The organism is Leucobacter sp. VD1 (assembly GCF_037150695.1).
In the GTDB taxonomy this organism is placed as follows: Bacteria; Actinomycetota; Actinomycetes; order Actinomycetales; family Microbacteriaceae; genus Leucobacter.
This window is the reverse complement of sequence record NZ_JBBCPO010000001.1, coordinates 1,092,389-1,112,770: the sequence shown is the minus strand read 5'-3', so window position 1 is coordinate 1,112,770 and position 20,382 is coordinate 1,092,389. Positions and strand designations below refer to the sequence as shown.

Genomic DNA, 20,382 nt, shown 5'->3' with positions numbered 1-20,382 from the left:
TAGGGTGGGGGCATGAGCGAGATGCAGCAGCGGATCATTCGTGAACTCGGGGTTGCGGCCGAGATCGATGCGACGGCAGAGATCGAGCGCCGCGTTGCGTTCCTCGCCGATTACGCCCGTGCGGTGCCCGGCTGCCGGGGTTTCGTGCTGGGGATATCAGGCGGGCAGGACTCATCGCTCGCGGGTCGCCTCGCGCAGCTCGCCGTTGAGCGTCTGCGCTCGGAAGGACGCGAGGCTGAGTTCATCGCGGTGCGCCTGCCCTACGGCGTGCAGCGAGATGAAGACGACGCGCAGCTCGCGCTGCAGTTCATCAGGCCCGACCGCGCCATCGCCGTCGATATTGCCCCGGGCGTCGACGGGCTGACATCCGCGGTGTCTGCGGGCGCAGGCAGTGAGGTCAGCGACTTCACGAAGGGCAATGTGAAGGCGCGGATGCGTATGGTTGCGCAGTACGCGATCGCCGGTGACCGGGGCTTGCTGGTGATCGGCACCGATCACGCCGCAGAGGCCATCACGGGGTTCTTCACGAAGTTCGGCGATGGCGCGGCCGATGTGGTGCCGCTCACGGGGCTCACCAAGGGGCAGGGGGCCGCGATGCTGCATCAGCTCGGAGCCCCGGATCGGCTCTGGCAGAAAGTGCCGACCGCCGACCTGCTCGACGAGGTGCCCGGTCAGTCGGACGAGTCGAGTCTCGGCGTGAGCTATCCCGAGATCGGTGCCTACCTGCGCGGCGAAGAGGTGCCGTCGCGGGTTGCCGAGAACCTGGAACGCCGCTATCGCGGCACCGAGCACAAGCGGCGGCTCCCGGTGGCGCCGCAGCACAGCTGGTGGAACGCCACCGAGAGGAGTGCGGACTGATGAGCACCACGACCTTCGTTCTGGCTGGAGGCTGCTTCTGGTGCCTCGACGCGGCCTATCGCGCGCTGCGTGGTGTCACCGAGGTGGTGTCGTGCTACACCGGCGGCTCGACCGCGCACCCAACGTACGAGCAGGTGTGCACTGGCACCACCGGCCACGCTGAAGCCGTCGCCGTGACCTTCGACGAGAGTGTGATCCCTGCCGAGGTGATTCTCGATGCGTTCTTCACGATGCACGACCCCACCCAGTTGAACCGCCAGGGTGCCGACGTCGGCACGCAGTACCGCTCGGCGATGTTTCCCGCCGACGACGAGCAGCGGGCGCTGTTCGAGGACGCCCGCCGCCGCGCCGCCGCGCTCTGGCCCGGCGAAATCGTTACCACCATCGAGCCGCTCGGCGAAGTTATTCCCGCAGAGGAGTACCACCAGGACTTCTTCGCGAAGAACCCCACCCAGGGATACTGCCTCTCGGTAGCGGTGCCCAAGGTCAACAAGGTGCGGGCAGGCTTCGCGGAGTACCTGCGCTGACACATACCTGATGGGTCGCCCCGGGCCCGGGCTCAAGCCGCGAGCGGTGGCATGAATCCGTCACCGAGGATGGATTCGGTGGGCTCCGCGGAGTCTGACCCCGGCGTGAGCGGCCCAGGGTCGACGGGCGCACCGGGATCCTCGAACGGTTCGCCGTGCGCATCAGCGCCGGCGAGGTGATCGGGCGGGGGAGCGTCGAAGTCGCTCGATGCCGCGGTCGGTGAGGTGGGCGTCTCGCCCGAGCGGCTCTGCTTCTCGAAGCGCGAGGTGCCCCAGCGCAGGTCGTGCCCGAGGCCGTCAGCCTCGATCTCGACTGAGGTGCCTGACTTCTGATCTTTGCTCCACGAGCGGATGCGCAATCGCCCGTTGACGAGCACGCGGTCGCCCTTGCGGAAGGAACGATCTGCGTTTTCGGCGAGCGATCGAAACGCGTTGACGGTGAACCAGTTCGTCTCGCCGTCGACCCACTGGTTCTGCTCGCGGTCGAAACGCCGTTCGTTGCTCGCGATGCGGAAGGTGCAGAAGACGACGCCCGCAGATGTGGTGATGAGCCGAGGCGCAGTGGCAATCGTGCCGACGACGCTGACGTGAGTGGACATGTGAAACTCCGTTCGAGACAGGCAGGCCACCTGGCGCGGTGCCCTGCCGAGGGTCATGGGGGGAGTAGACGAACCGGATCGTGCGGGTCCGATCCGCCTGCTCGTGTTCCAGCCTGCTCCACCGCTGCGACCCGCGGGGGTCCATCACGGGATCTGTGGACAAACCGCCCGAACTCACGAAATCTGCCGCCTTGTGAGCGAAGTGTGAAAACGGGCCTGTGCTTGCGCGGGCCGATCCGCAATAGACTGCACTGGTGCCCCTCCCACTGCATCTTTCTGCCAATTCGGCCTCGGCTCGACCCGCAGCCGTGCTCACCGCGATCGCCCTGACCGCCGGCCTGCTGACGGGCTGCTCGCTGCTCGAAGGGCCGGTGCCCGAAACCCCCGAGCGCGTCGAACCGCCCACCCCCGAAGCCCCACCCGTCTTCTTCCCAGAGGGCAGCGCTGCCGACAATCTGCCCTACTTCACCGAGGTGCTGCGCACCTTCTCGACAGGCCAGCAACCGGTGCAGGGCGTGCCCGTAGTCGACGCGCTCGCCGCAGCAGGCTTCGACAAAGCTGCCATGCAGGTGAGCTTCGACGAGTCGAAGACCGGGCTCGCGGCCGACAACATCTTCGTCTCGGTGCGGATCGGTGCCGAGTGCCTGATCGGGCAGGTGGTCGCTGAGGACCGCAGCTTTGTCGCCGAAGCGAAGCCCGCTATCGGGCCCGCGCAGGATGTCTGCCTCATCGGGAGCACCCGAGCCATCGACTGGTAAACGGCCCCGGTCTCGGGGGTGACGGGTAGAGTAGGGGCGATCCGTTTCATCCTCAGGACGCAAGGAGTTCGGGGCGCCATCGCGCCCGAGAAAGCATATGGCTGAGTACATTTACCAGATGGTGCGTGCGCGCAAGGCGCACGGCGACAAGGTGATCCTCGACGACGTGACCATGGCGTTCCTGCCTGGCGCGAAGATCGGTGTCGTCGGCCCCAACGGCGCCGGCAAGTCGACGATCCTCAAGATCATGGCGGGGCTCGATACCCCCTCGAACGGCGAGGCCATCCTCACCCCCGGCTACTCCGTGGGCATCCTCATGCAGGAGCCCGAGCTCGACGAAGACCTCACCGTGCTCGAAAACGTGCAGCAGGGCGTCGCTGACATCAAGGGCAAGCTCGACCGCTTCAACGAGATCTCCGCCGAGATGGCGAACCCCGACGCCGACTACGACAAGCTGCTGCCCGAAATGGGTGAGCTGCAGGAAGCCATCGACGCCGTCGACGGCTGGGATCTCGACAATCAGCTCGAACAGGCGATGGACGCGCTGCGCTGCCCGCCCTCCGACGCGATCGTCAAGAACCTCTCGGGCGGTGAGAAGCGCCGCGTCGCGCTCTGCAAGCTCCTCCTCGAAAAGCCGGACCTGCTGCTGCTCGACGAGCCCACGAACCACCTCGACGCCGAGAGCGTGCTCTGGCTCGAGCAGCACCTCGCGAAATACCCGGGCGCCGTCATGGCCGTCACCCACGATCGCTACTTCCTCGACCACGTCGCCACGTGGATCTGCGAGGTCGACCGCGGCCGCCTCTACCCCTACGAGGGCAACTACTCGACCTACCTCGAGCAGAAGGCCGCTCGCCTCGAAGTGCAGGGCAAGAAGGATCAGAAGCTCCAGAAGCGCCTCAAAGAAGAACTCGAGTGGGTGCGCTCGAACACCAAGGGTCGCCAGGCGAAGTCGAAGGCTCGTCTCGCCCGATACGAGGAAATGGCAGCTGAAGCCGAGCGCACGCGCAAGCTCGACTTCGAAGAGATTCAGATTCCCGCCGGCCCGCGCCTGGGCAACCTCGTGCTCGAAGCGAAGAACCTGAACAAGGGCTTCGATGGGCGTACGCTCATCGACGGCCTCTCGTTCTCGCTGCCGCGCAACGGCATCGTCGGCATCATCGGCCCGAACGGCGTCGGCAAAACCACGCTGTTCAAGACGATCGTCGGCATCGAGCCGCTCGACGGCGGCGAGCTGAAGATCGGCGAGACCGTGCAGCTCAGCTACGTCGATCAGACCCGCGGCGGCATCGACCCGAAGAAGACCGTGTGGGAGGTTGTCTCCGATGGCCTCGACTACATCCAGGTCGGCAAGACCGAGATCCCGTCGCGCGCCTACGTCTCGACCTTCGGCTTCAAGGGACCGGATCAGCAGAAACCCTCGGGCGTGCTGTCGGGCGGTGAGCGCAACCGTCTGAACCTCGCGCTCACGCTCAAGCAGGGCGGCAACCTGCTGCTCCTCGACGAGCCGACGAACGACCTCGACGTCGAAACGCTCACGAGCCTCGAGAACGCGCTGCTCGAATTCCCCGGCTGCGCGGTGGTGATCACGCACGATCGCTGGTTCCTCGACCGCATCGCGACCCACATCCTCGCCTACGAGGGCACTGAGGAGAACCCTTCGAACTGGTACTGGTTCGAGGGCAACTTCGAGGCATACGAGGCAAACAAGATCGAGCGTCTCGGCGCCGACGCCGCAAAGCCGTCGCGCGTCACCTACCGCAAGCTCACCCGCGACTAGCAGGCGCTTCGAGAGGCGGATTTCGCACCTTCGACCCCGGGGTCGACTGCGAAATCCGCCTCTCGGCGTCTCACAGAGGAGATCACATGGCACGCGCACACGTCGACCTCGAATTGCGCTGGGGCGACCAGGATGCCTACGGGCACATCAACAACGTCGCCTACGCCCGCTACCTGGAGGAGGCGCGCGTGCGTGTGTTCTTCACCGGGGCGGCGCGAGAGCAGACGGGCATGGAAGGGTACTTCCGCGGTGACACCCCCGGCGGGCCGAAGATGCTCGTCGCCAGTCAGCAGATCGAGTTCCTCGCCGTGCTCGAATACACCTCGCACCCCATCATCGTGGAACTGTGGATCGGGAAGCTCGGCGGGTCGAGCCTCGAACTCCACTATGAAGTGTTCGACGGCGCCGCCGCCGAGCACCGCATCGTGGCCCGCGCTATCACCACGGTGGTGATCGTCGACGGCGCCACCATGCGCCCCATCAGGCTCTCAGAGGAGGGACGCGCCGCAGTCGAGCCGTGGACTGACGAGCCGCTGCAGCTGCGCCGCGGCTGAGTGTGTGAGCCCACTAAAGGGTTTCGCGGGATCCGCCGAATCCCGCTGAGCCAGCCGAAGCACCCGGGCTCACTGAATCAGAAAAGCTCTCGGAAGCAGCCGCACCCGCCGCCCGCTGCGTGCGGGGCTTGCCGCCGCTGTCAGCCGGCTTCGGGCAGGCGGATCATGCTTTCTTGCGACACGCTGGCCACGAGCCGCCCGTTGCGGTCGTAGAACCTGCCGTGCGCGAGCCCGCGACCGCCCTGCGAGGTCGGAGAGTCGAGCTCGTACAGCAGCCATTCGTCGACCCGGAACGGCCGGTGGAACCACATGGCGTGGTCGAGGCTCGCGGCGCGCATGCCCGGCGTGGCCCAGGGGATGCCGTGCTGCCGGGCGATCGGTTCGAGCAGTAGATAGTCGCTTGCGAAGGCGAGGGCGGCGCATTGCAGCAGCTGCGGTGCGTCGAATGAGTCGCGGCTGCGCATCCAGACTCGCTGGCGATTGACCCGCTCGGCGACATCGAGCACGACATCGGATTCGAGGTACCTGAAATCGAAGGGGCGTCCCAGGATCCACGACGCGCGGCCGCTGCCGCTCAGGTGCCCGTACTTCTCCCACACGCTCGGCAGTGACTCGGGTTCTGGCAGGCCCTCGAGGTGCACTGGTTCTTGGTGCTCGAGCCCCGGATCCTCCTCCTGGAAGGAGGAGATCATCGACATCAGCACTTCGCCGTCCTGGTAAGCCTGCACGCGCCGCGTTGAGAAGGAGCGGCCATCGTGCAGCCGAGCCACCTCGAAGGTCATGCGCTCCTCGCTTGCCCCGGGGCGCAGGAAATAGCCGTGCATGGAGTGCAGCAGCCGATCCTCGGCGACGGTGGTGCCGGCTGCGGCGATTGCCTGGCCGAGCACCTGCCCGCCGAAGGAGCGGCCGTGCGGGGTGGGGAAGGCCGGGCCGGTGAGGATGTCCTCTCGCGTGCGTGCCCCTGAGTCGAGCACCGACAGCATGGTGAGCAGGTCTGGGAAGGCGGTCATGGTTCCTCCTGTCGGCGGCTCCGTTGCAGAACGGATCCAGCCTATCGGTCTCGGTGTCCCTCGCCGTCGATATGGAATCTGCCGATGATATGGCGTTTGTTGCGCGGGCGACCAGAGCAACGGCAGATCCCATATCGACGGTTGATGGATGATGCACCCGAGCGTCGGTGGGCGGCTAGGCTGGAAGAGATGGGTGACACTCTTTTGCTTGCGGATCACGCGAGCCGCGACGACCTTCGGATCTACCTCGAGAGACTGCTGCGTGCGGGGCAGGCAGAGGTGCGGATCACGAGCCGAGGAAAAGCACTCGCGGTGTACGGCTGCACGCAGGCACCCCGCGGCATCACCGATCCGGTGCCCGTGGTGCTCGTGATGCGTGCCTTCGCGCTTGCCGAGGCCCCGGCCGATCCCGTCGACGCAACGGTGCAGGCGCGTGCGCTGCTCGATCGCATCGCGAGGCTCGGAATCGTGGGCCTTGCGCTCGATGTGCCCGATGTGACCGCGATGGCGGCTTGGGCCGGAGTTCTGCCGCCCGCGACCGGCTGGGAGGCCGTGGGAGTGCTCGACGCGGCTTCGCTGCGCTCGGTGGCCGAAGAAGGAATTGCTCGAGTGGGGGCCGCGCTGCCGCAAGACCCAGGTGAGGCCGTGGTGCAGCGAGTGCGCTCCTCTGTGTGGGGCGCAGAGATCGCGCCTGGCATCCCGGCGGCGGCGGCGTTCGCGGCCGAGGTGATGGGGTTTTTGCGCGGTGAGGATCGGCTGCGGATCTCGCGCTCGCTCACGTGGACGCGGCTCACAGCGGATCGCGGTCACGTGCTGGTGCGCTCGCTGCTCGGCTGAGGCTACTGCACGCGGGCCTGCCGCCCAGCAGAAACAGCGATCCTCGGCTAAGATAGACAGGTCTACTAGAGGAGTGTGTACATGGCCAACCCCAACGGCATCATCGATCCGCCTATCGACGATCTGCTCGACAAGGTGGATTCGAAGTATGCTCTGGTGATCTTCGCCTCGCAGCGCGCCCGCCAGATCAACGACTACTACACGGATCTGCACGACGGCAACCTGTTCGACAACGTGGGTCCGCTCGTCGACTCGTCGGTCGACGACAAGCCGCTGTCGATCGCTCTGCACGAGATCGTCGAGGGCAAGATCGTCATGAACCGGCAGGCTGAGAGCGCCACTGAGGTGCTCGAAGAGGCTTCGGCCTCAGCTGCCGCTTCGGCCGAGCAGGCCATCGAGACGATCGACCCGGCAGACTCCGCGACCGAGTAAGCCAGATCGTAACCGGGCGACATGCCCGGGTCGATGTCAGTGGCGTCGGATAGCCTCAGCGCAGCCGCCTGAGCATCCGACGCCACTGGCATGTTCGGCGATTACACCACTCAGTCAGTCACGAGAAGGAGGCCCACCTTGAGCCTGCGCCAGTTCACCTCCGAGTCCGTTACCGAGGGGCACCCAGACAAGATCTGCGACCGCATCTCCGACTCGATCCTCGATGCGATGCTCGAACAAGATCCGGCCGCTCGCGTGGCCGTGGAGACCCTCGTCACCACAGGCCTCGTGCACGTCGCTGGTGAGGTCTCCACCAGCGGGTACGTCGAGATTCCGCAGATCGTGCGCGATACCGTGCGTGAGATCGGCTACACCAGTTCCGAGATGGGCTTCGACGCGGCTTCGTGCGGTGTTTCGGTGTCGATCGGTCAGCAGTCGCCCGACATCGCGGGCGGTGTCGACGCCTCGCTCGAGGTGCGCAGCGGCGAGGTCGCCGGCGATGGCGACGAACTGAGCCGACAGGGCGCCGGCGACCAGGGCATCATGTTCGGCTTTGCCACCGATGAGACCCCCGAGCTCCATCCGCTGCCCAGCTGGATCGCGCACCGCATGGCCGAGCGACTCACCGAGGTGCGCAAGAACGGCGAATTGCCCGAGCTGCGCCCTGACGGCAAGACCCAGGTCACCATCGGCTACGACGGGGATCGCGCCGCCAGCGTCGAGGCCGTCGTGGTCTCCACGCAGCATCACGCCGATATTTCGCAGGAGGCCCTGCGCGATGCCGTCGAGCGCCTCGTGATCCGCCCGGTGCTCGAACGCGTCGACCTTGCGAGCGGAGACGCGCAGCTGTTCATCAACCCCGCCGGCCCCTTCGTGACCGGCGGCCCGATGGGCGATGCCGGCCTCACCGGCCGCAAGATCATCATCGACACCTATGGTGGTGCGAGCCGACACGGCGGCGGTGCCTTCAGCGGTAAGGATCCCTCGAAGGTCGACCGTTCCGCCGCGTATGCGATGCGCTGGGTGGCGAAGCACGTGGTGCGGGCCGGTCTCGCCAAGCGGGCGGAGCTGCAGGTCGCCTACGCCATCGGACGGGCCCACCCTGTCGGCCTCTACGTCGAGACGTTCGGCACTGAGAGTGTGCCGCGTGAGCGGATCGAGGCCGCGGTGCGTGAGGTGTTCGACCTGCGCCCGCTCGCGATCATCCGCGATCTCGCGCTGCTGCGGCCGATCTACGCGCGCACCAGCGCCTACGGCCACTTCGGGCGCGAGCTGCCCGAGTTCACCTGGGAGACGACCCCTCGCATCGCCGAGCTGCGGGCCGCCGCCGGTCTGTAGGGCACTGTGGGCGCGGTCGACGGTGACGAGGGGGCTGTCGCGCCTGAGCGGCGGGGCGCGGCCTTCGCGCGCGCCGAGGGCTCGAACGGCCGCCCCGTGGCCCGAGTGTTGCTCGACTCTTCACTGCCGCAGCTTGATCACCTCTTTGACTACGCCGTGCCGGCCGAACTCGCAGACGATCTGCGCGTTGGGCAGCGCGTGCGGGTGCCGTTCAGGTCAAGGGATCGCCGCAGTTTTGGCTACCTGATCGAGTTTGCTGAGCGCAGCGATTTCGGCGGGGAGCTCTCGCCGATCGCCGACATCGTCTCCCTGGTGCCGCAGTTGACACCTGAGGTGTGGCGGCTTGCGCGAGCGGTCGCCGATCGTGCGGGCGGTTCTGCAGGTGACATTCTGCGTCTCGCGATCCCGAACCGCCAACTGCGCGTCGAGAAGAAGCACCTGGCGGCCCCCGCATCTGAAGACTCCGCGCAGGCGACGGCGAACGCGATCCCCGATGCCTCGCCTGAGTATCAGATCGCCGATGAGCTGGTTGCGGGCGCCCGCCTCGCGCTCACCTCCTCGCACGGGCCGGAGCGCCTGCACACCGGCGAGTGGGTGGGAAGCTGGGCGGCGCAGCTGGCGCGGCTCGCGATCGCCGTTCACGCTTTCGGCCGCAGCGCGATCCTCGTCGCTCCCGATTATCGCGACCTCGACCAGCTGCGCGACGCCCTTGCCGCTCTCGGCCACCCCGAGATCGTACGCGTCGACTCGCGGCAGTCGAACGCCGAACGCTACGCCAGCTTCCTGCGGGCCCTCGACCCTGAGCCGTGCATCGTGCTGGGCAACCGCTCCGCCGTCTACGCCCCAGCCCATGAGCTCGGCGCGATCATCATGTGGGATGACGGCGACCCTGTGCTCGCCGAACCGCTCACCCCCTACGTGCACGCCCGCGACGCCGCTCTGGTGCGGGCGGGGCAGTCCGGCGCGGGGCTCTTCTTCGCGTCCCACGCCCGCAGTTCCGAGGTGCAGCGGCTTGTCGAGCTGGGCTATGTGCGGGCGCAGCGGAATCCGCCGCGCCGCGCACGCATTGTGCACGCCGACGCTTCGATGGCCCCTGACGCCTTCGCCGGCCGCGTGCCGGAGTTCGCGGCGCGCACGATCCGCGAGGGCCTGCGCAGCGGCCCCGTGCTCGTGCAGGTCGCCACCCCCGGCTATGCGCCGGTGGCCGTGTGCGGCGATTGCGGCGACCTCGCCAGATGCGGCGCCTGCGGCGGGCCCGTCGGGTTTCGCGTCGTGGGGCGGGCCTCGTGTCGCTGGTGCGGCGAGCACGCCGAGGCTTGGCGTTGCCCCTCCTGCGATGGTCGCCGCCTCGAACAGCGGGGCATGGGATCGGCGCGTACGGTCGAGCAGTTCGAACGGCAGTTCGAGGGGGCTCGAGTGATCTTGAGCGACGGTGAGCATCCGCGCGAAAGCGTCGACGCTCGGCCCGCGCTCGTGGTGGCGACGCGCGGCGCGGAGCCGCTTGCGGCGGGCGGGTATCGGGCTGTGGTGCTGCTCGATGCCGAGCGGCTGCTGAGCATCGAAACATTGCGCGCCGGGGAAGACTGCCTCCGCTGGTGGGAGAACGCTGCCGCGCTCACCGCCCCGGATGGGATCTGCCTGATGGCGTCTGGCGGCGGCCCTGTGGTGCGCGCGTTCGTGACGGGCCGCACGGAGGAGTGGCTGCACGGTGAGCTGCGGGATCGCCATGCGCTGCGCTACCCGCCAGCGGTGCGCGTGGCGAGTGTAAGCGGTGGCCCTGAGGAGGTGGATCGGGCCCTGCAGCAGCTTGCGGGCCTGCCCGGGGTTGATCATCTCGGGCCGACGCCAATTCCGCCTGGCGGCCCGGCGAAGACCCCGGCGGGTCTGGTGCGTGCGATTGTGCGCTTCGACTACGGCCAGGGGGCTGAGGTCGCGACTCGGCTGCGAGGTGCGCTGGTCGCCGACGCTGCGGGATCATCGTCGCGCACGCGGGGGCGTGCGCCTGGCCGTGCGAGGCCGGAGGCACTGCGGCTGCGTTTCGATGACAGGGGCGTCTTCGACGGTTAGTGTGTTGTGGCCGCCGGGCTGCACTGCTGCTCCGCGGCGGGCGCACCCGCGCTGGGCGGGGGCGCTCCGCGGCGGCTCCGGCGGGTGAGAGAATAGCGGGATGCGGATCGTCTTTGCAGGAACCCCCGAGTTCGCCGTGCCCAGTCTGCGCGCCATCGCCAGCGCGGGGCACGAGCTTGTCGGCGTCATCACCCGAGAGGACGCACCGCTCGGACGCAAGCGGGTGCTCACCCCCTCGCCGGTCGCGGATGCGGCCGAGGAGCTCGGCGTTCCCGCGCTCAAGGCCAACCGGCTCAATGACGCCGCGACCGAGTGGGTGCGCGGGCTCGACGCTGAACTGGGCGTGATCGTCGCCTACGGCGGACTCGTGCGGGAGCCGCTGCTCAGCCTGCCCGAGCACGGCTGGATCAACCTGCACTTCTCGGAGTTGCCTCGTTGGCGGGGAGCCGCGCCGGTGCAGCGCGCGCTTCAGTCGGGAGAGCAGCGACTCGGGGTCACCGTGTTCCGCCTGGTGGCGGCGCTCGACGCCGGCGACGTGCTCAGCCGTGATTCCCGCGAGTTCGCGGCGGGCACCCCGGCGGGCGACGCGCTTACCGAGCTCGCCGACTTCGGCACCGGTGCGCTGCTCGACGCCGTCGCGATTCTCGGCAATGACCCGTCCGCGGGGGAGCCGCAGGAGGGGGAGGCGAGCTACGCTCACAAGCTTTCGCGCGACGACGGCCGCCTCGATCTGTCGGCCCCGACCGCGCGCGTGCTCGCGCACTGGGCGGGCGTCACCCCTGAACCGGGCGCGTTCGCGCTGCACGAGAATCAGCCACTGAAGCTGCACGCGGTGCAGCGGGTCGAGGGCCTTGCCGCTCCGGGAGCCGCGGGCGGTGTCGAGCTTGTCGACGGCCGCGCAATCCTGCGGCTCGCCGACGGCGCGCTCGCGCTCGACCGAGTGCAGCCCGCCGGCAAGCCGGCTATGGATGGCGCCGCCTGGTTGCGCGGCCGCGGCGGCAAGGCGGAGCTGGCATGAGCCGCGGCGCATCTCAGGGGCGCGGATCCCGCTCCGGTCGGCAGCGACGCGACGATCGGCCGCGCGAGCAGCGGCACCGCGAGGTCGAGCGCACGCAGCGTGCGCGCATCAGCCCGGCCCGACTCGTCGCCTACGACGTGTTGCGCGACGTCGAGGATCGGGACGCCTACGCGAATCTCGCGCTGCCGGCCCGGATCCGCGAGGCGCGCCTCGACGGCCGTGATGCTGCGCTCGCCACCGAGATGGTCTCTGGGGCGCTGCGCTGGCGGGGCCGCTATGACCGCATCATTGAGTTGGCCGCCGACCGTGAGGCCGCCCGGATCGACGCGCGCACCCTCAACGTGTTGCGCCTCGGCGCGCATCAGCTGCTTGCGATGCGCACGGCGGATCATGCCGCTGTGAATGAGAGCGTGGAGTTGCAGCGCCGGGTCGCGAATCCGGCGGCTGCCGGGTTCGTGAACGGTGTGCTGCGGGCGGTGGGGCGTGCCTCGAACGAGGAGTGGGATGCGCGGATCGCCGACTCCGCCGGAAGCCCCGACGACGCGCTCGCGGCCCAGGCCTCCCACCCGGCGTGGGTGCTGCGGGCGCTGCGCGACGCGCTGCGCTTGGAGGGCCGCGAGGCGGAGCTCGGCGAACTACTCGCCGCCGATAACGCGTCGCCGCGGGTGAGCCTGGCATTGCTGCCGGGCGCTGATGTTGATGTCGAGACTGCGGAGGCGCTGAGCATCGACCCGGATCGCGAGGAGGCCGCGCTTACCGCGAATGGTCCGTCGCCGATCGGTCTGGAACTCGCCGGCGGCGATCCTGCGCGGGCGATCGCGGCTCTCGATCTTCCTGCTGGGGTGGTGCGGGTGCAGGATCAGGGTTCGCAGCTCGCGGCCCTTGCGCTGAGTCGCGCGCGCGAGCCTCGGGCGGGGGAGCGCTGGCTCGATCTGTGCGCCGGCCCCGGCGGCAAGACAGCTGTGCTTGCGGCTGAGGCCGCACTTGCCGGATCGGAGCTGCGCGCGAATGAGGTGTCGGAGCATCGGGCAGATCTGGTGCGGCGCTCGGTCGAGGCCCACGCCGACGAGGTCGACGTGGTGAGCCACGACGGACGCGACGACGCGGCCTACGGCGGCGATGAGGCGCGCTTCGACCGCATTCTCGTCGATGCGCCGTGTTCGGGGCTCGGTGCGCTGCGCCGGCGGCCGGAGGCGCGTTGGCGGAAGCAGCCTGCAGATTTGCCCGGACTGACGACGCTGCAGGGAGAACTGCTCGATGCTGCTGTGGCGCATCTTGCGCCGGGCGGGCTGCTCGCCTACGTGACGTGCTCGCCGCACCTCGCCGAGACGCGGGTCGCGGTCGACCGGCTGCTACGTCGCAGCCCGGAGCTGCGCGAACTCGACGCGCGCGAGGTGCTGAGCCGAGTCGCCCGCACGCCGCTCGACCTTGCCGGTGAGCGCCTCAGCGCCCAGCTCTGGCCCCATCGGCACGGCACCGATGCGATGTTCATCGCGCTCTTCGAACGCGTTGCCTGAGCGGCGGGTACGGCCGTGGTGCCGGACCCCTTCGCAGATGTCGGTGGTTGCCCGTACCCTGATTCCATGACCCACGCGCAGCCCCCGTCCGCGCCGGCCGGTGCCCCCGCGCAGGCCTCCGGCATGCGCGTGTTCCTGCATTTGCTGGTGAACACGGCCATCGCGAACCTCACCACCAACTTCCTGTGGTTCGCGCTGGTGTTCTGGGTGTTCATCGAGACGCGCAGCATCCTCGCCACCGGCGTGCTGGGCGGTGCGTACATGCTTATCATCGCGCTGAGCTCGATGTACTTCGGCAGCCTCGTCGACAGGTTTCGCAAGCTGCGCGTGATGCGGCTATCGGCGTGGATCTCGATGATCGCGTTCCTCATCGCCTGCGGCATGTTCTTCGCGATCGGCGAGCGGCCGCTGCTCGACCTCGGCGCGCCCTGGTTCTGGGTGTTCGCCGTGGTAGTGCTGGTCGGCTGCGTGGTGGAGCTGCTGCGCAACCTTGCGCTCGCGACCACGGTGACCCTGCTGGTGCCCACCGAGCGCCATGCGAACGCAAACGGGCTCGTGGGCACGGTGCAGGGGCTCGCCTTCATCGCGACGAGCGTGTTCAGCGGTCTGTCGGTGGGGTTGCTCGGCATGGGGCCTACGATGCTCATCTCGGCGGTGTGCACGGCCGTGCCGCTCGTGCACCTGCACCTGATCCGCGTCGCTGAGCCTGAGATCGTGCACGACCCGGAGCGCCGGGCCATCGACTTCCGGGGCGGCTTCCTGTCGGTGCTCGCCGTGCCGGGGCTGCTCGCCCTCATCATCTTCACCACCTTCAACAACCTCACCGGGGGCGTCTTCATGGCGCTGCTCGACCCCTACGGCCTGACGCTCTTCCCCGTCGAGATGTGGGGCATCTGGTTCGGCGTTGCCTCCACCGGTTTCGTGGTCGGCGGGGCGATCGTCGCGAAGCGGGGGCTCGGCAAGAACCCCATTCGCACGATGCTCATTCTTGTGGCGTGCACCGGTGTGCTCGGGGCTCTCTTCACCGTGCGCGAGTGGGGGTGGCTTTTTGTCGCGGGCATCTGGCTCTTCATGGCGGTGATGCCCGCGATCGAGGCGGCGGAGCAGACGGTGATCCAGCGCGTCGTGCCCTTCGAGAAGCAGGGCCGCGTCTTCGGTTTCGCCATGACCTTCGAGGCCGCCACCGCGCCCATCACGTCCTTCCTCATCGCGCCCATCGCCGAGTTCTGGGTGGTGCCCTACATGGAGACCGCCGACGGGCGGGAGACGTGGGGCTGGCTGCTCGGTGATGGCGAGGCGCGAGGGATCGCACTGATCTTCATCTTCGCAGGGTTGGTGTCGATCCTGCTCGCCGCGGGTGCCGCGCTCACGCGCTCCTACCGGCTGCTCTCGCGCAGCTACGCCGAGGCGCCCGAGTCGGGTCCGATCGTCGGTGAGGCATCCGGGTCGGGGCCGGTCGTCGGGGAAGTATCCGAATCGGGTCCGGTCATCGGCGAGGCGCGCAGCGAGCGCTAGGATCGAGGAGTGACCGCGCAGCGCATCAATCCGAGCATCCTGTCCGCCGACTTCGTCAACTTGCAGGCCGAACTCGAGGCCATCGCCACCGCCGATCTCGTGCACGTCGATGTGATGGACAACCACTTCGTGCCCAACCTCACCATGGGCCCGCCCATCGTCGAGCGCATCCAGGCGGTCTCGCCGATTCCGCTCGACATGCACCTCATGATCTCCGATGCCGACCGCTGGGCTCCCGGCTACGCCGAACTCGGCGCCTACTCCGTCACCTTCCACGCCGAGGCCACCGAAGACCCGGTGCGCCTCGCCCGCCGCATCCGCGAGATCGGCGCGCGTGCAGGCATCGCGCTCAAGCCCGGCACCGACCCCGAGCCCTACCTCGAACTGCTGCCTGAGTTCGACCAGGTGCTCGTGATGACTGTCGAGCCGGGGTTCGGCGGCCAGTCCTTCATGGCCGACATGATGCCGAAGCTGCGCCGCTTCGCTGAGGCGAAGCGGCAGTCAGGCCTCGACGTGTGGCTGCAGGTCGATGGCGGCATCTCGAAGGACACCATCGGGATCGCGGCCGAGGCCGGCGCCGACACCTTCGTGGCAGGCTCAGCGGTGTACGGCGGGGTGCCTGAGGAGCGTATCGCAGAGCTTCGCTCGGCTGCGGCGGCGCACCGCCACTGATCGCAGCGCGTCAGCACATCGCGCGCAGGGTAGTGTAGTTACGTGAAATCGTTCGATGACCTCTTCGCCGAGTTGACCGAGAAGGCCGAGAACCGGCCGGAGGGAAGCGGCACCGTTCAGCAGCTCGACGCCGGAGTGCACGCAATCGGCAAGAAGATTGTCGAGGAGGCGGCCGAGGTGTGGATGTCGGCCGAGTACGAGAGCGACGAGGCTTGCGCTGAGGAGATCAGCCAGCTGCTCTACCATCTGCAGGTGCTGATGCTCGCGAAGGGCCTCACCCTCGAAGACATCTACAAGCACCTCTGATCCGCTCTCCGGGCTCCGCGCCTGTGGAACGCACCGCACCTCCCGATCCGCCACGTTCGCACGACACACGAAGGAACCCCATGCTGCGCATCGCCGTTCCCAATAAGGGATCGCTCTCCGAGATCGCCGCCGACATGCTCGCCGAAGCGGGCTACTCGGGCCGCCGCGACAGCCGCAAGCTCGTGCATACCGACAGCCGCAACGGCGTCGAGTTCTTCTACCTGCGGCCGCGCGACATCGCAACCTACGTCGGGTCTGGCGCGCTGCACGTGGGCATCACCGGCCGCGATCTGCTGCTCGACTCAGGATCCGCCGCCTCGGAGATCGACGCCCTCGATTTCGGCGACTCCACCTTCCGCTTCGCAGCACCCGCCGACGGTGAGATCACCGAACTCGAACACCTCGCCGGACGACGGGTCGCGACCAGCTACCCGAAGCTCGTCGATGACTTCCTGCGCGAACGCGGCATCGTATCCGAACTCGTCAAGCTCGACGGTGCCGTGGAATCCGCGGTGCAATTGGGCGTCGCCGACGCTGTTGCCGATGTAGTCTCGACAGGGGCGACGCTGCGCGCCGCCGGCCTCGAGATCTTCGGCCCTGTGATCCTGGAATCGACAGCGGTGCTCATCGGCGGCCCCACCGAGCACGCCGGAATCGAACGCTTGCTGCGCCGTCTGCGCGGGGTGCTCGTCGCGCGCCGCTACGTGATCATGGACTACGACCTGCCCGTCGACCAGCTGGAAGCCGCAACCGAGGTCGCCGCCGGTATTGAGTCGCCCACGGTCTCCCCGCTGAAGGATGAACGCTGGGTGGCGGTGCGCGTCATGGTGCGCGCAGACGAAGCCAACCACGTCATGGACAGGCTCTACGAACTCGGCGCGCGCGCAATCCTGGTGACCGCGATCCACGCCGCTCGCCTCTAGGAACCCAGCCATGAGTGTTGCTACGCGCGTCATTCCGTGCCTCGATGTGGCTGCAGGCCGGGTCGTCAAAGGCGTCAACTTCATGAATCTGCGAGATGCCGGCGACCCCGTCGAACTCGCAGCGAAGTACGCCGAACAGGGCGCTGACGAACTCACCTTCCTCGACGTGACCGCGACCGTCGACGACCGCTCCACCACCTACGACGTGGTGCAGCGCACCGCCGAACAGGTCTTCATCCCCCTCACCGTCGGGGGCGGCGTGCGCGAGGTCGACGACGTGGCCCGCCTGCTGGGCGTCGGCGCCGACAAGGTCGGCATCAACAGCGGCGCGATTGCGAGGCCCGAAGTGATCGGCGAGATCGCCGACCGCTTCGGCTCGCAGGTGCTCGTGCTCTCGCTCGATGTGAAGCGCTCACCGCGCACCTCCAGCGGTTTCGTGGTCACCACACACGGCGGCAAACGCGAAACCGAGCTCGACGCCCTCGCCTGGTGCCGTGAAGCCCTCGACAGGGGAGCCGGCGAACTACTCGTCAATTCGATGGACGCCGATGGCACCCTCGCAGGCTTCGACCTCGAACTCACCAGCAAGGTGCGCGAACTCTCGAGCGTGCCGGTGATCGCCTCGGGCGGAGCCGGGCGGCTCGAACACTTCGCGCCCGCCGTCGAGGCCGGAGCCGACGCCGTGCTCGCGGCATCGGTGTTCCATGACGGTACCTTCACGATCGGTGAAGTGAAGCGAGTGCTTGCCGAAGCCGGAGTGACCGTCCGATAACCCACGATCAGGAGCGCCGCCGCGAGCGTCCCTGACCGTGCCGAACCCCAGCGAAAGCCGCCCACACCATGACTCACCCCGATCCCGTCCCGAGCGACCTCGTCTTCAACGGCGACGGCCTGCTGCCCGCCGTCATCCAGGACGACGAGAGCGGTGACGTGCTCATGCTCGCCTGGATGGATCGCGAGGCCGTCCGACGCACCCTCACCAGCGGTCGAGTCACCTTCTGGTCGCGGTCGCGGCAGGAGTACTGGCGCAAAGGCGACACCTCGGGCCACCGCCAATACGTGCGATCCGTTGCGATGGACTGCGACGGCGACACCCTGCTCGTGCGGGTGATCCAGATCGGTGCAGCCTGCCACACGGGCACCCGCAGCTGCTTCACCGGCCGCGACATCCCCGCGCTCGTCGGCGACGCCGACCACACCGAGATCTGACGACTGAAGCCGGGCAAGCCCTCCACGCGATCGCCTGCCTGCGACGCGGGCGCAGGCGGGCGCGGTAGTCTGGGACAGTGACACTGACGACCACGCGCGCCGCATTCGACGCCGCACGCGCCTCCCACGCTGTGATCCCCGTCTGCCGTGAGATCTTCGCGGATGCCGACACGCCCGTCAGCATCTACCGCAAGGTCGCGGCTTCTCGCCCCGGCACCTTCTTGCTGGAGTCTGCGGAGCAAGGCGGCGTGTGGACCAGGTTCAGCTTCGTCGGCGCCGGCAGCTTCGGCGTGCTCGGCGAGCGCGGCGGCCGCGCCCACTGGGCCCCCGCTGCAGACGCATCGGGCGCCGAGCTCGACGAGCAGCGTCTCCTGCCAGGCGGGGTGGCCGCACTTGCCCCAGTGGAAGCGCTGCGCGCCGTCTACGAGCGCTGGCGAGCACCCCAGGTGCCCGGCCTGCCACCTCTCGCGAGCGGCTTCGTCGGCTACCTCGGCTGGGAGACCGTGCGCCAGTTCGAACGCCTCGAACACGGCCCGAGCGAAGGCCCCGGTATCCCGACCCAGGGCCTCAGCTTCGTCTCGGAGCTCGTGGTGATCGACCACCGCGAAGGTAGTGTCGTGCTGCTGGCCAACGTGCTCAACGACGCCGCGCTCGGCGATCCTTCACCTGAAACAGCCGATGCGCAGTGGGCCGACGCCCAATCGCGACTCGACGGCCTGCAGCGCGCCCTTGCAGCCCCCGCGCCCTCACCGCTCGGCACACTCGACCACGATGCCATGCCCGACCCTGTCAGGCTCACCAGCAGCGCCGAGTTCATGGCCTCCGTCGAGCGCGCCAAACGGCACATCGTCGACGGCGACATCTTCCAGGTGGTGCCGTCGCAGCGCTTCGACCAGCGCTGCGACGCCGACCCCCTCGACGTCTACAGGGTGCTCCGCCACCTCAACCCCAGCCCCTACCTGTACCTGCTGCAGCTCACCGACAGCAACGGCGCACCCTTCGCCGTCGTCGGATCAAGCCCCGAAGCCCTCGTCACCGTGCAAGAAAGCGGGCACGTGATGACGCACCCCATCGCAGGGTCACGCCCCCGCGGCGCCACAGTCGACGAAGACCAGCAGCACGAACGCGATCTTCTCGCCGACGAAAAAGAGCGGGCCGAGCACCTCATGCTCGTCGACCTCGCCCGCAACGACCTGCTGCGGGTGTGCCAGCCCGCAAGCGTCGAAGTGACCGAGTTCATGCGCGTCGAACGATTCAGCCACATTATGCACATCGTCTCAACCGTTGAGGGGCGCACCCGTGACGGTCAGAACCCCGTCGATGTATTCCGCGCCACCTTCCCGGCAGGCACGCTCAGCGGCGCTCCCAAGCCGCGCGCGCTCGAGATCATCGACGAACTCGAACCGGTCCAGCGGGGGGTCTACGGCGGTGTGGTCGGCTACTTCGGCCTCGGGGGAGCGGCGGATCTCGCGATCGCGATCCGCACCGCCACGATTATGGGCGGCACAGCGACCGTGCAGGCAGGTGCCGGGATTGTCGCAGACTCCGTGCCCGCAACCGAGGATGCTGAATGCAGCAGCAAAGCGGCCGCCCCGCTGCGGGCCATCGCAATCGCGAACACCCTGCATGAGCTTCGTAACGACGTGACGGAGGGTTCTGATGCGCGCTAAACCGATATCGCTCGCAGGCATCGCCCTCGCTGGCGGCCTCGCCCTGCTTGCCGGCTCGCAAACCTGGATTTCCTTCATGCTCGACAGCGCGCACGCCGTCGAAACAGTCACCGGCCACGAAGTGAACGCCGCCCTGTCGCCGGTCTCGATCGCGATCGTCGCATCAGCACTCGCCCTCACCATCGCCGGCCCCATCTTCAGGCGGGTGCTCGGTGGGCTCGTGGCGCTGCTCGGCATTGGCCTCGTCGCCCTCACCTCAACCGCGCTGCTGTCACCCGCCGGCGCGATCAGCGGCCGCGTCACAGAGCTCACGGGCATCGCAGGCGGCGACGGAGGAGCCGTTATCTGGAGCAGCCTCTCGGGATGGGCGTGGGCGTGCGCAGCCGCCGGAATTCTCGCCGCAGGGCTCGGGATCGCGGTCGTCGTCACCGGTGGGCGCTGGATCGCCGCTGGACGCAAATACGACGCTGCGCAGTCAACGCCCACCGCTGGGAAAACAGACCGCATCTCCGACTGGGACTCGCTGTCCGAAGGCGGTGACCCGACTTCGTCGGATTGAGTCATCCTGAACCGCTCGCGGGGCGCTCGCGGCGGCGTGGCCGCGAAACGCTGGCGCGTTTCTCTGGGCGGCCGGCCGGGCGGTGACCCGACTTCGTCGGATTGAGTCATCCTGAACCGCTCGCGGGGCGCTCCTTCCGAAGCGCACACCAGCCGAGTGGGGAAAATCCCGGTCACATGAGACGAAACGGCCGAAAAACCCTCCACTCGGCGAGGCGCCGACTCCAGCTGAGA

Annotated in this window: 21 protein-coding genes; 19 read left to right on the top strand and 2 right to left on the bottom strand. The window is 68.2% G+C overall.

The features are described from left to right. Positions 1 to 12: 12 nt before the first annotated feature. Complete coding sequence (gene nadE / locus WFL22_RS05205; RefSeq protein ID WP_336991747.1) at positions 13 to 858, top strand: ammonia-dependent NAD(+) synthetase; 846 nt, start codon at positions 13 to 15, stop codon at positions 856 to 858. Continuing rightward, positions 858 to 1,385, top strand: a complete 528-nt coding sequence (msrA, locus tag WFL22_RS05200; RefSeq protein ID WP_336991746.1) for a peptide-methionine (S)-S-oxide reductase MsrA — start codon at positions 858 to 860, stop codon at positions 1,383 to 1,385. The genes nadE and msrA overlap by 1 nt, the downstream gene beginning before the upstream one ends. A gap of 32 nt (positions 1,386 to 1,417) precedes the next feature. Here the strand turns inward: msrA and ssb are convergent, their stop codons facing one another. Continuing rightward, on the bottom strand, positions 1,418 to 1,984 hold the full coding sequence (gene ssb / locus WFL22_RS05195) for a single-stranded DNA-binding protein (protein WP_336650810.1): 567 nt from the start codon (positions 1,982 to 1,984) through the stop codon (positions 1,418 to 1,420). Positions 1,985 to 2,238: 254 nt separating this feature from the next. On the opposite strand from ssb, the gene WFL22_RS05190 reads away from it, so the two are divergent. The 3 genes from WFL22_RS05190 (at position 2,239) to WFL22_RS05180 (ending at position 5,076) form a co-directional block, all read left to right on the top strand. After that, complete coding sequence (locus tag WFL22_RS05190; RefSeq protein ID WP_336991745.1) at positions 2,239 to 2,742, top strand: DUF6993 domain-containing protein; 504 nt, start codon at positions 2,239 to 2,241, stop codon at positions 2,740 to 2,742. Positions 2,743 to 2,839: 97 nt separating this feature from the next. After that, positions 2,840 to 4,522, top strand: coding sequence for an energy-dependent translational throttle protein EttA (ettA, locus tag WFL22_RS05185; RefSeq protein WP_336650812.1), 1,683 nt, complete (start codon positions 2,840 to 2,842; stop codon positions 4,520 to 4,522). A gap of 86 nt (positions 4,523 to 4,608) precedes the next feature. Next, on the top strand, positions 4,609 to 5,076 hold the full coding sequence (locus WFL22_RS05180) for an acyl-CoA thioesterase (RefSeq protein WP_336650813.1): 468 nt from the start codon (positions 4,609 to 4,611) through the stop codon (positions 5,074 to 5,076). Between the two features lie 140 nt (positions 5,077 to 5,216). Here the strand turns inward: WFL22_RS05180 and WFL22_RS05175 are convergent, their stop codons facing one another. Further along, positions 5,217 to 6,086 (bottom strand): acyl-CoA thioesterase, encoded by an 870-nt coding sequence (locus tag WFL22_RS05175; RefSeq protein WP_336650814.1) that lies wholly within the window; start codon positions 6,084 to 6,086, stop codon positions 5,217 to 5,219. 189 nt (positions 6,087 to 6,275) lie between these two features. Here WFL22_RS05175 and WFL22_RS05170 point away from each other — a divergent pair, with 189 nt between their 5' ends. From WFL22_RS05170 to WFL22_RS05105, 14 genes are all read left to right on the top strand, one after another. Further along, positions 6,276 to 6,923, top strand: coding sequence for a hypothetical protein (locus WFL22_RS05170; RefSeq protein WP_336650815.1), 648 nt, complete (start codon positions 6,276 to 6,278; stop codon positions 6,921 to 6,923). A gap of 81 nt (positions 6,924 to 7,004) precedes the next feature. Beyond that, positions 7,005 to 7,355: a DNA-directed RNA polymerase subunit omega gene (gene rpoZ, locus WFL22_RS05165; protein ID WP_336650816.1), complete on the top strand. Its 351-nt coding sequence runs from the start codon at positions 7,005 to 7,007 to the stop codon at positions 7,353 to 7,355. Between the two features lie 90 nt (positions 7,356 to 7,445). Beyond that, positions 7,446 to 8,693 carry a methionine adenosyltransferase gene (metK, locus tag WFL22_RS05160; RefSeq protein WP_336650817.1) on the top strand — a complete coding sequence of 416 codons (1,248 nt, stop codon included), beginning with the start codon at positions 7,446 to 7,448 and terminating at the stop codon, positions 8,691 to 8,693. 6 nt (positions 8,694 to 8,699) lie between these two features. Continuing rightward, complete coding sequence (locus tag WFL22_RS05155) at positions 8,700 to 10,760, top strand: hypothetical protein (RefSeq protein ID WP_336991743.1); 2,061 nt, start codon at positions 8,700 to 8,702, stop codon at positions 10,758 to 10,760. Positions 10,761 to 10,860: 100 nt separating this feature from the next. Then, positions 10,861 to 11,778: a methionyl-tRNA formyltransferase gene (locus WFL22_RS05150; protein WP_336991741.1), complete on the top strand. Its 918-nt coding sequence runs from the start codon at positions 10,861 to 10,863 to the stop codon at positions 11,776 to 11,778. After that, the gene (locus WFL22_RS05145; RefSeq protein ID WP_336991740.1) at positions 11,775 to 13,295 is read left to right on the top strand and encodes a transcription antitermination factor NusB; all 1,521 of its coding nucleotides are present in this window, start codon (positions 11,775 to 11,777) and stop codon (positions 13,293 to 13,295) included. The genes WFL22_RS05150 and WFL22_RS05145 overlap by 4 nt, the downstream gene beginning before the upstream one ends. A 66-nt stretch (positions 13,296 to 13,361) precedes the next feature. Beyond that, positions 13,362 to 14,810 (top strand): MFS transporter, encoded by a 1,449-nt coding sequence (locus WFL22_RS05140; protein ID WP_336650821.1) that lies wholly within the window; start codon positions 13,362 to 13,364, stop codon positions 14,808 to 14,810. A gap of 9 nt (positions 14,811 to 14,819) precedes the next feature. Further along, positions 14,820 to 15,482 (top strand): ribulose-phosphate 3-epimerase, encoded by a 663-nt coding sequence (rpe, locus tag WFL22_RS05135; protein WP_336991738.1) that lies wholly within the window; start codon positions 14,820 to 14,822, stop codon positions 15,480 to 15,482. A gap of 42 nt (positions 15,483 to 15,524) precedes the next feature. Continuing rightward, positions 15,525 to 15,788, top strand: coding sequence for a phosphoribosyl-ATP diphosphatase (locus WFL22_RS05130; RefSeq protein WP_336650823.1), 264 nt, complete (start codon positions 15,525 to 15,527; stop codon positions 15,786 to 15,788). A gap of 80 nt (positions 15,789 to 15,868) precedes the next feature. Beyond that, complete coding sequence (gene hisG / locus WFL22_RS05125; protein ID WP_336991737.1) at positions 15,869 to 16,711, top strand: ATP phosphoribosyltransferase; 843 nt, start codon at positions 15,869 to 15,871, stop codon at positions 16,709 to 16,711. A 10-nt stretch (positions 16,712 to 16,721) separates the two neighbouring features. Then, the gene (gene hisF / locus WFL22_RS05120; protein ID WP_336991736.1) at positions 16,722 to 17,483 is read left to right on the top strand and encodes an imidazole glycerol phosphate synthase subunit HisF; all 762 of its coding nucleotides are present in this window, start codon (positions 16,722 to 16,724) and stop codon (positions 17,481 to 17,483) included. 68 nt (positions 17,484 to 17,551) lie between these two features. After that, positions 17,552 to 17,920: a phosphoribosyl-AMP cyclohydrolase gene (hisI, locus tag WFL22_RS05115; RefSeq protein WP_336650826.1), complete on the top strand. Its 369-nt coding sequence runs from the start codon at positions 17,552 to 17,554 to the stop codon at positions 17,918 to 17,920. Between the two features lie 77 nt (positions 17,921 to 17,997). Continuing rightward, a complete protein-coding gene (locus WFL22_RS05110) occupies positions 17,998 to 19,590 on the top strand; it encodes an anthranilate synthase component I (protein ID WP_336991735.1) in 1,593 nt (530 codons plus the stop codon). After that, positions 19,580 to 20,149 (top strand): Trp biosynthesis-associated membrane protein, encoded by a 570-nt coding sequence (locus tag WFL22_RS05105; protein ID WP_336650828.1) that lies wholly within the window; start codon positions 19,580 to 19,582, stop codon positions 20,147 to 20,149. Before WFL22_RS05110 ends, WFL22_RS05105 begins: the two co-directional genes overlap by 11 nt. Positions 20,150 to 20,382 lie beyond the last annotated feature (233 nt).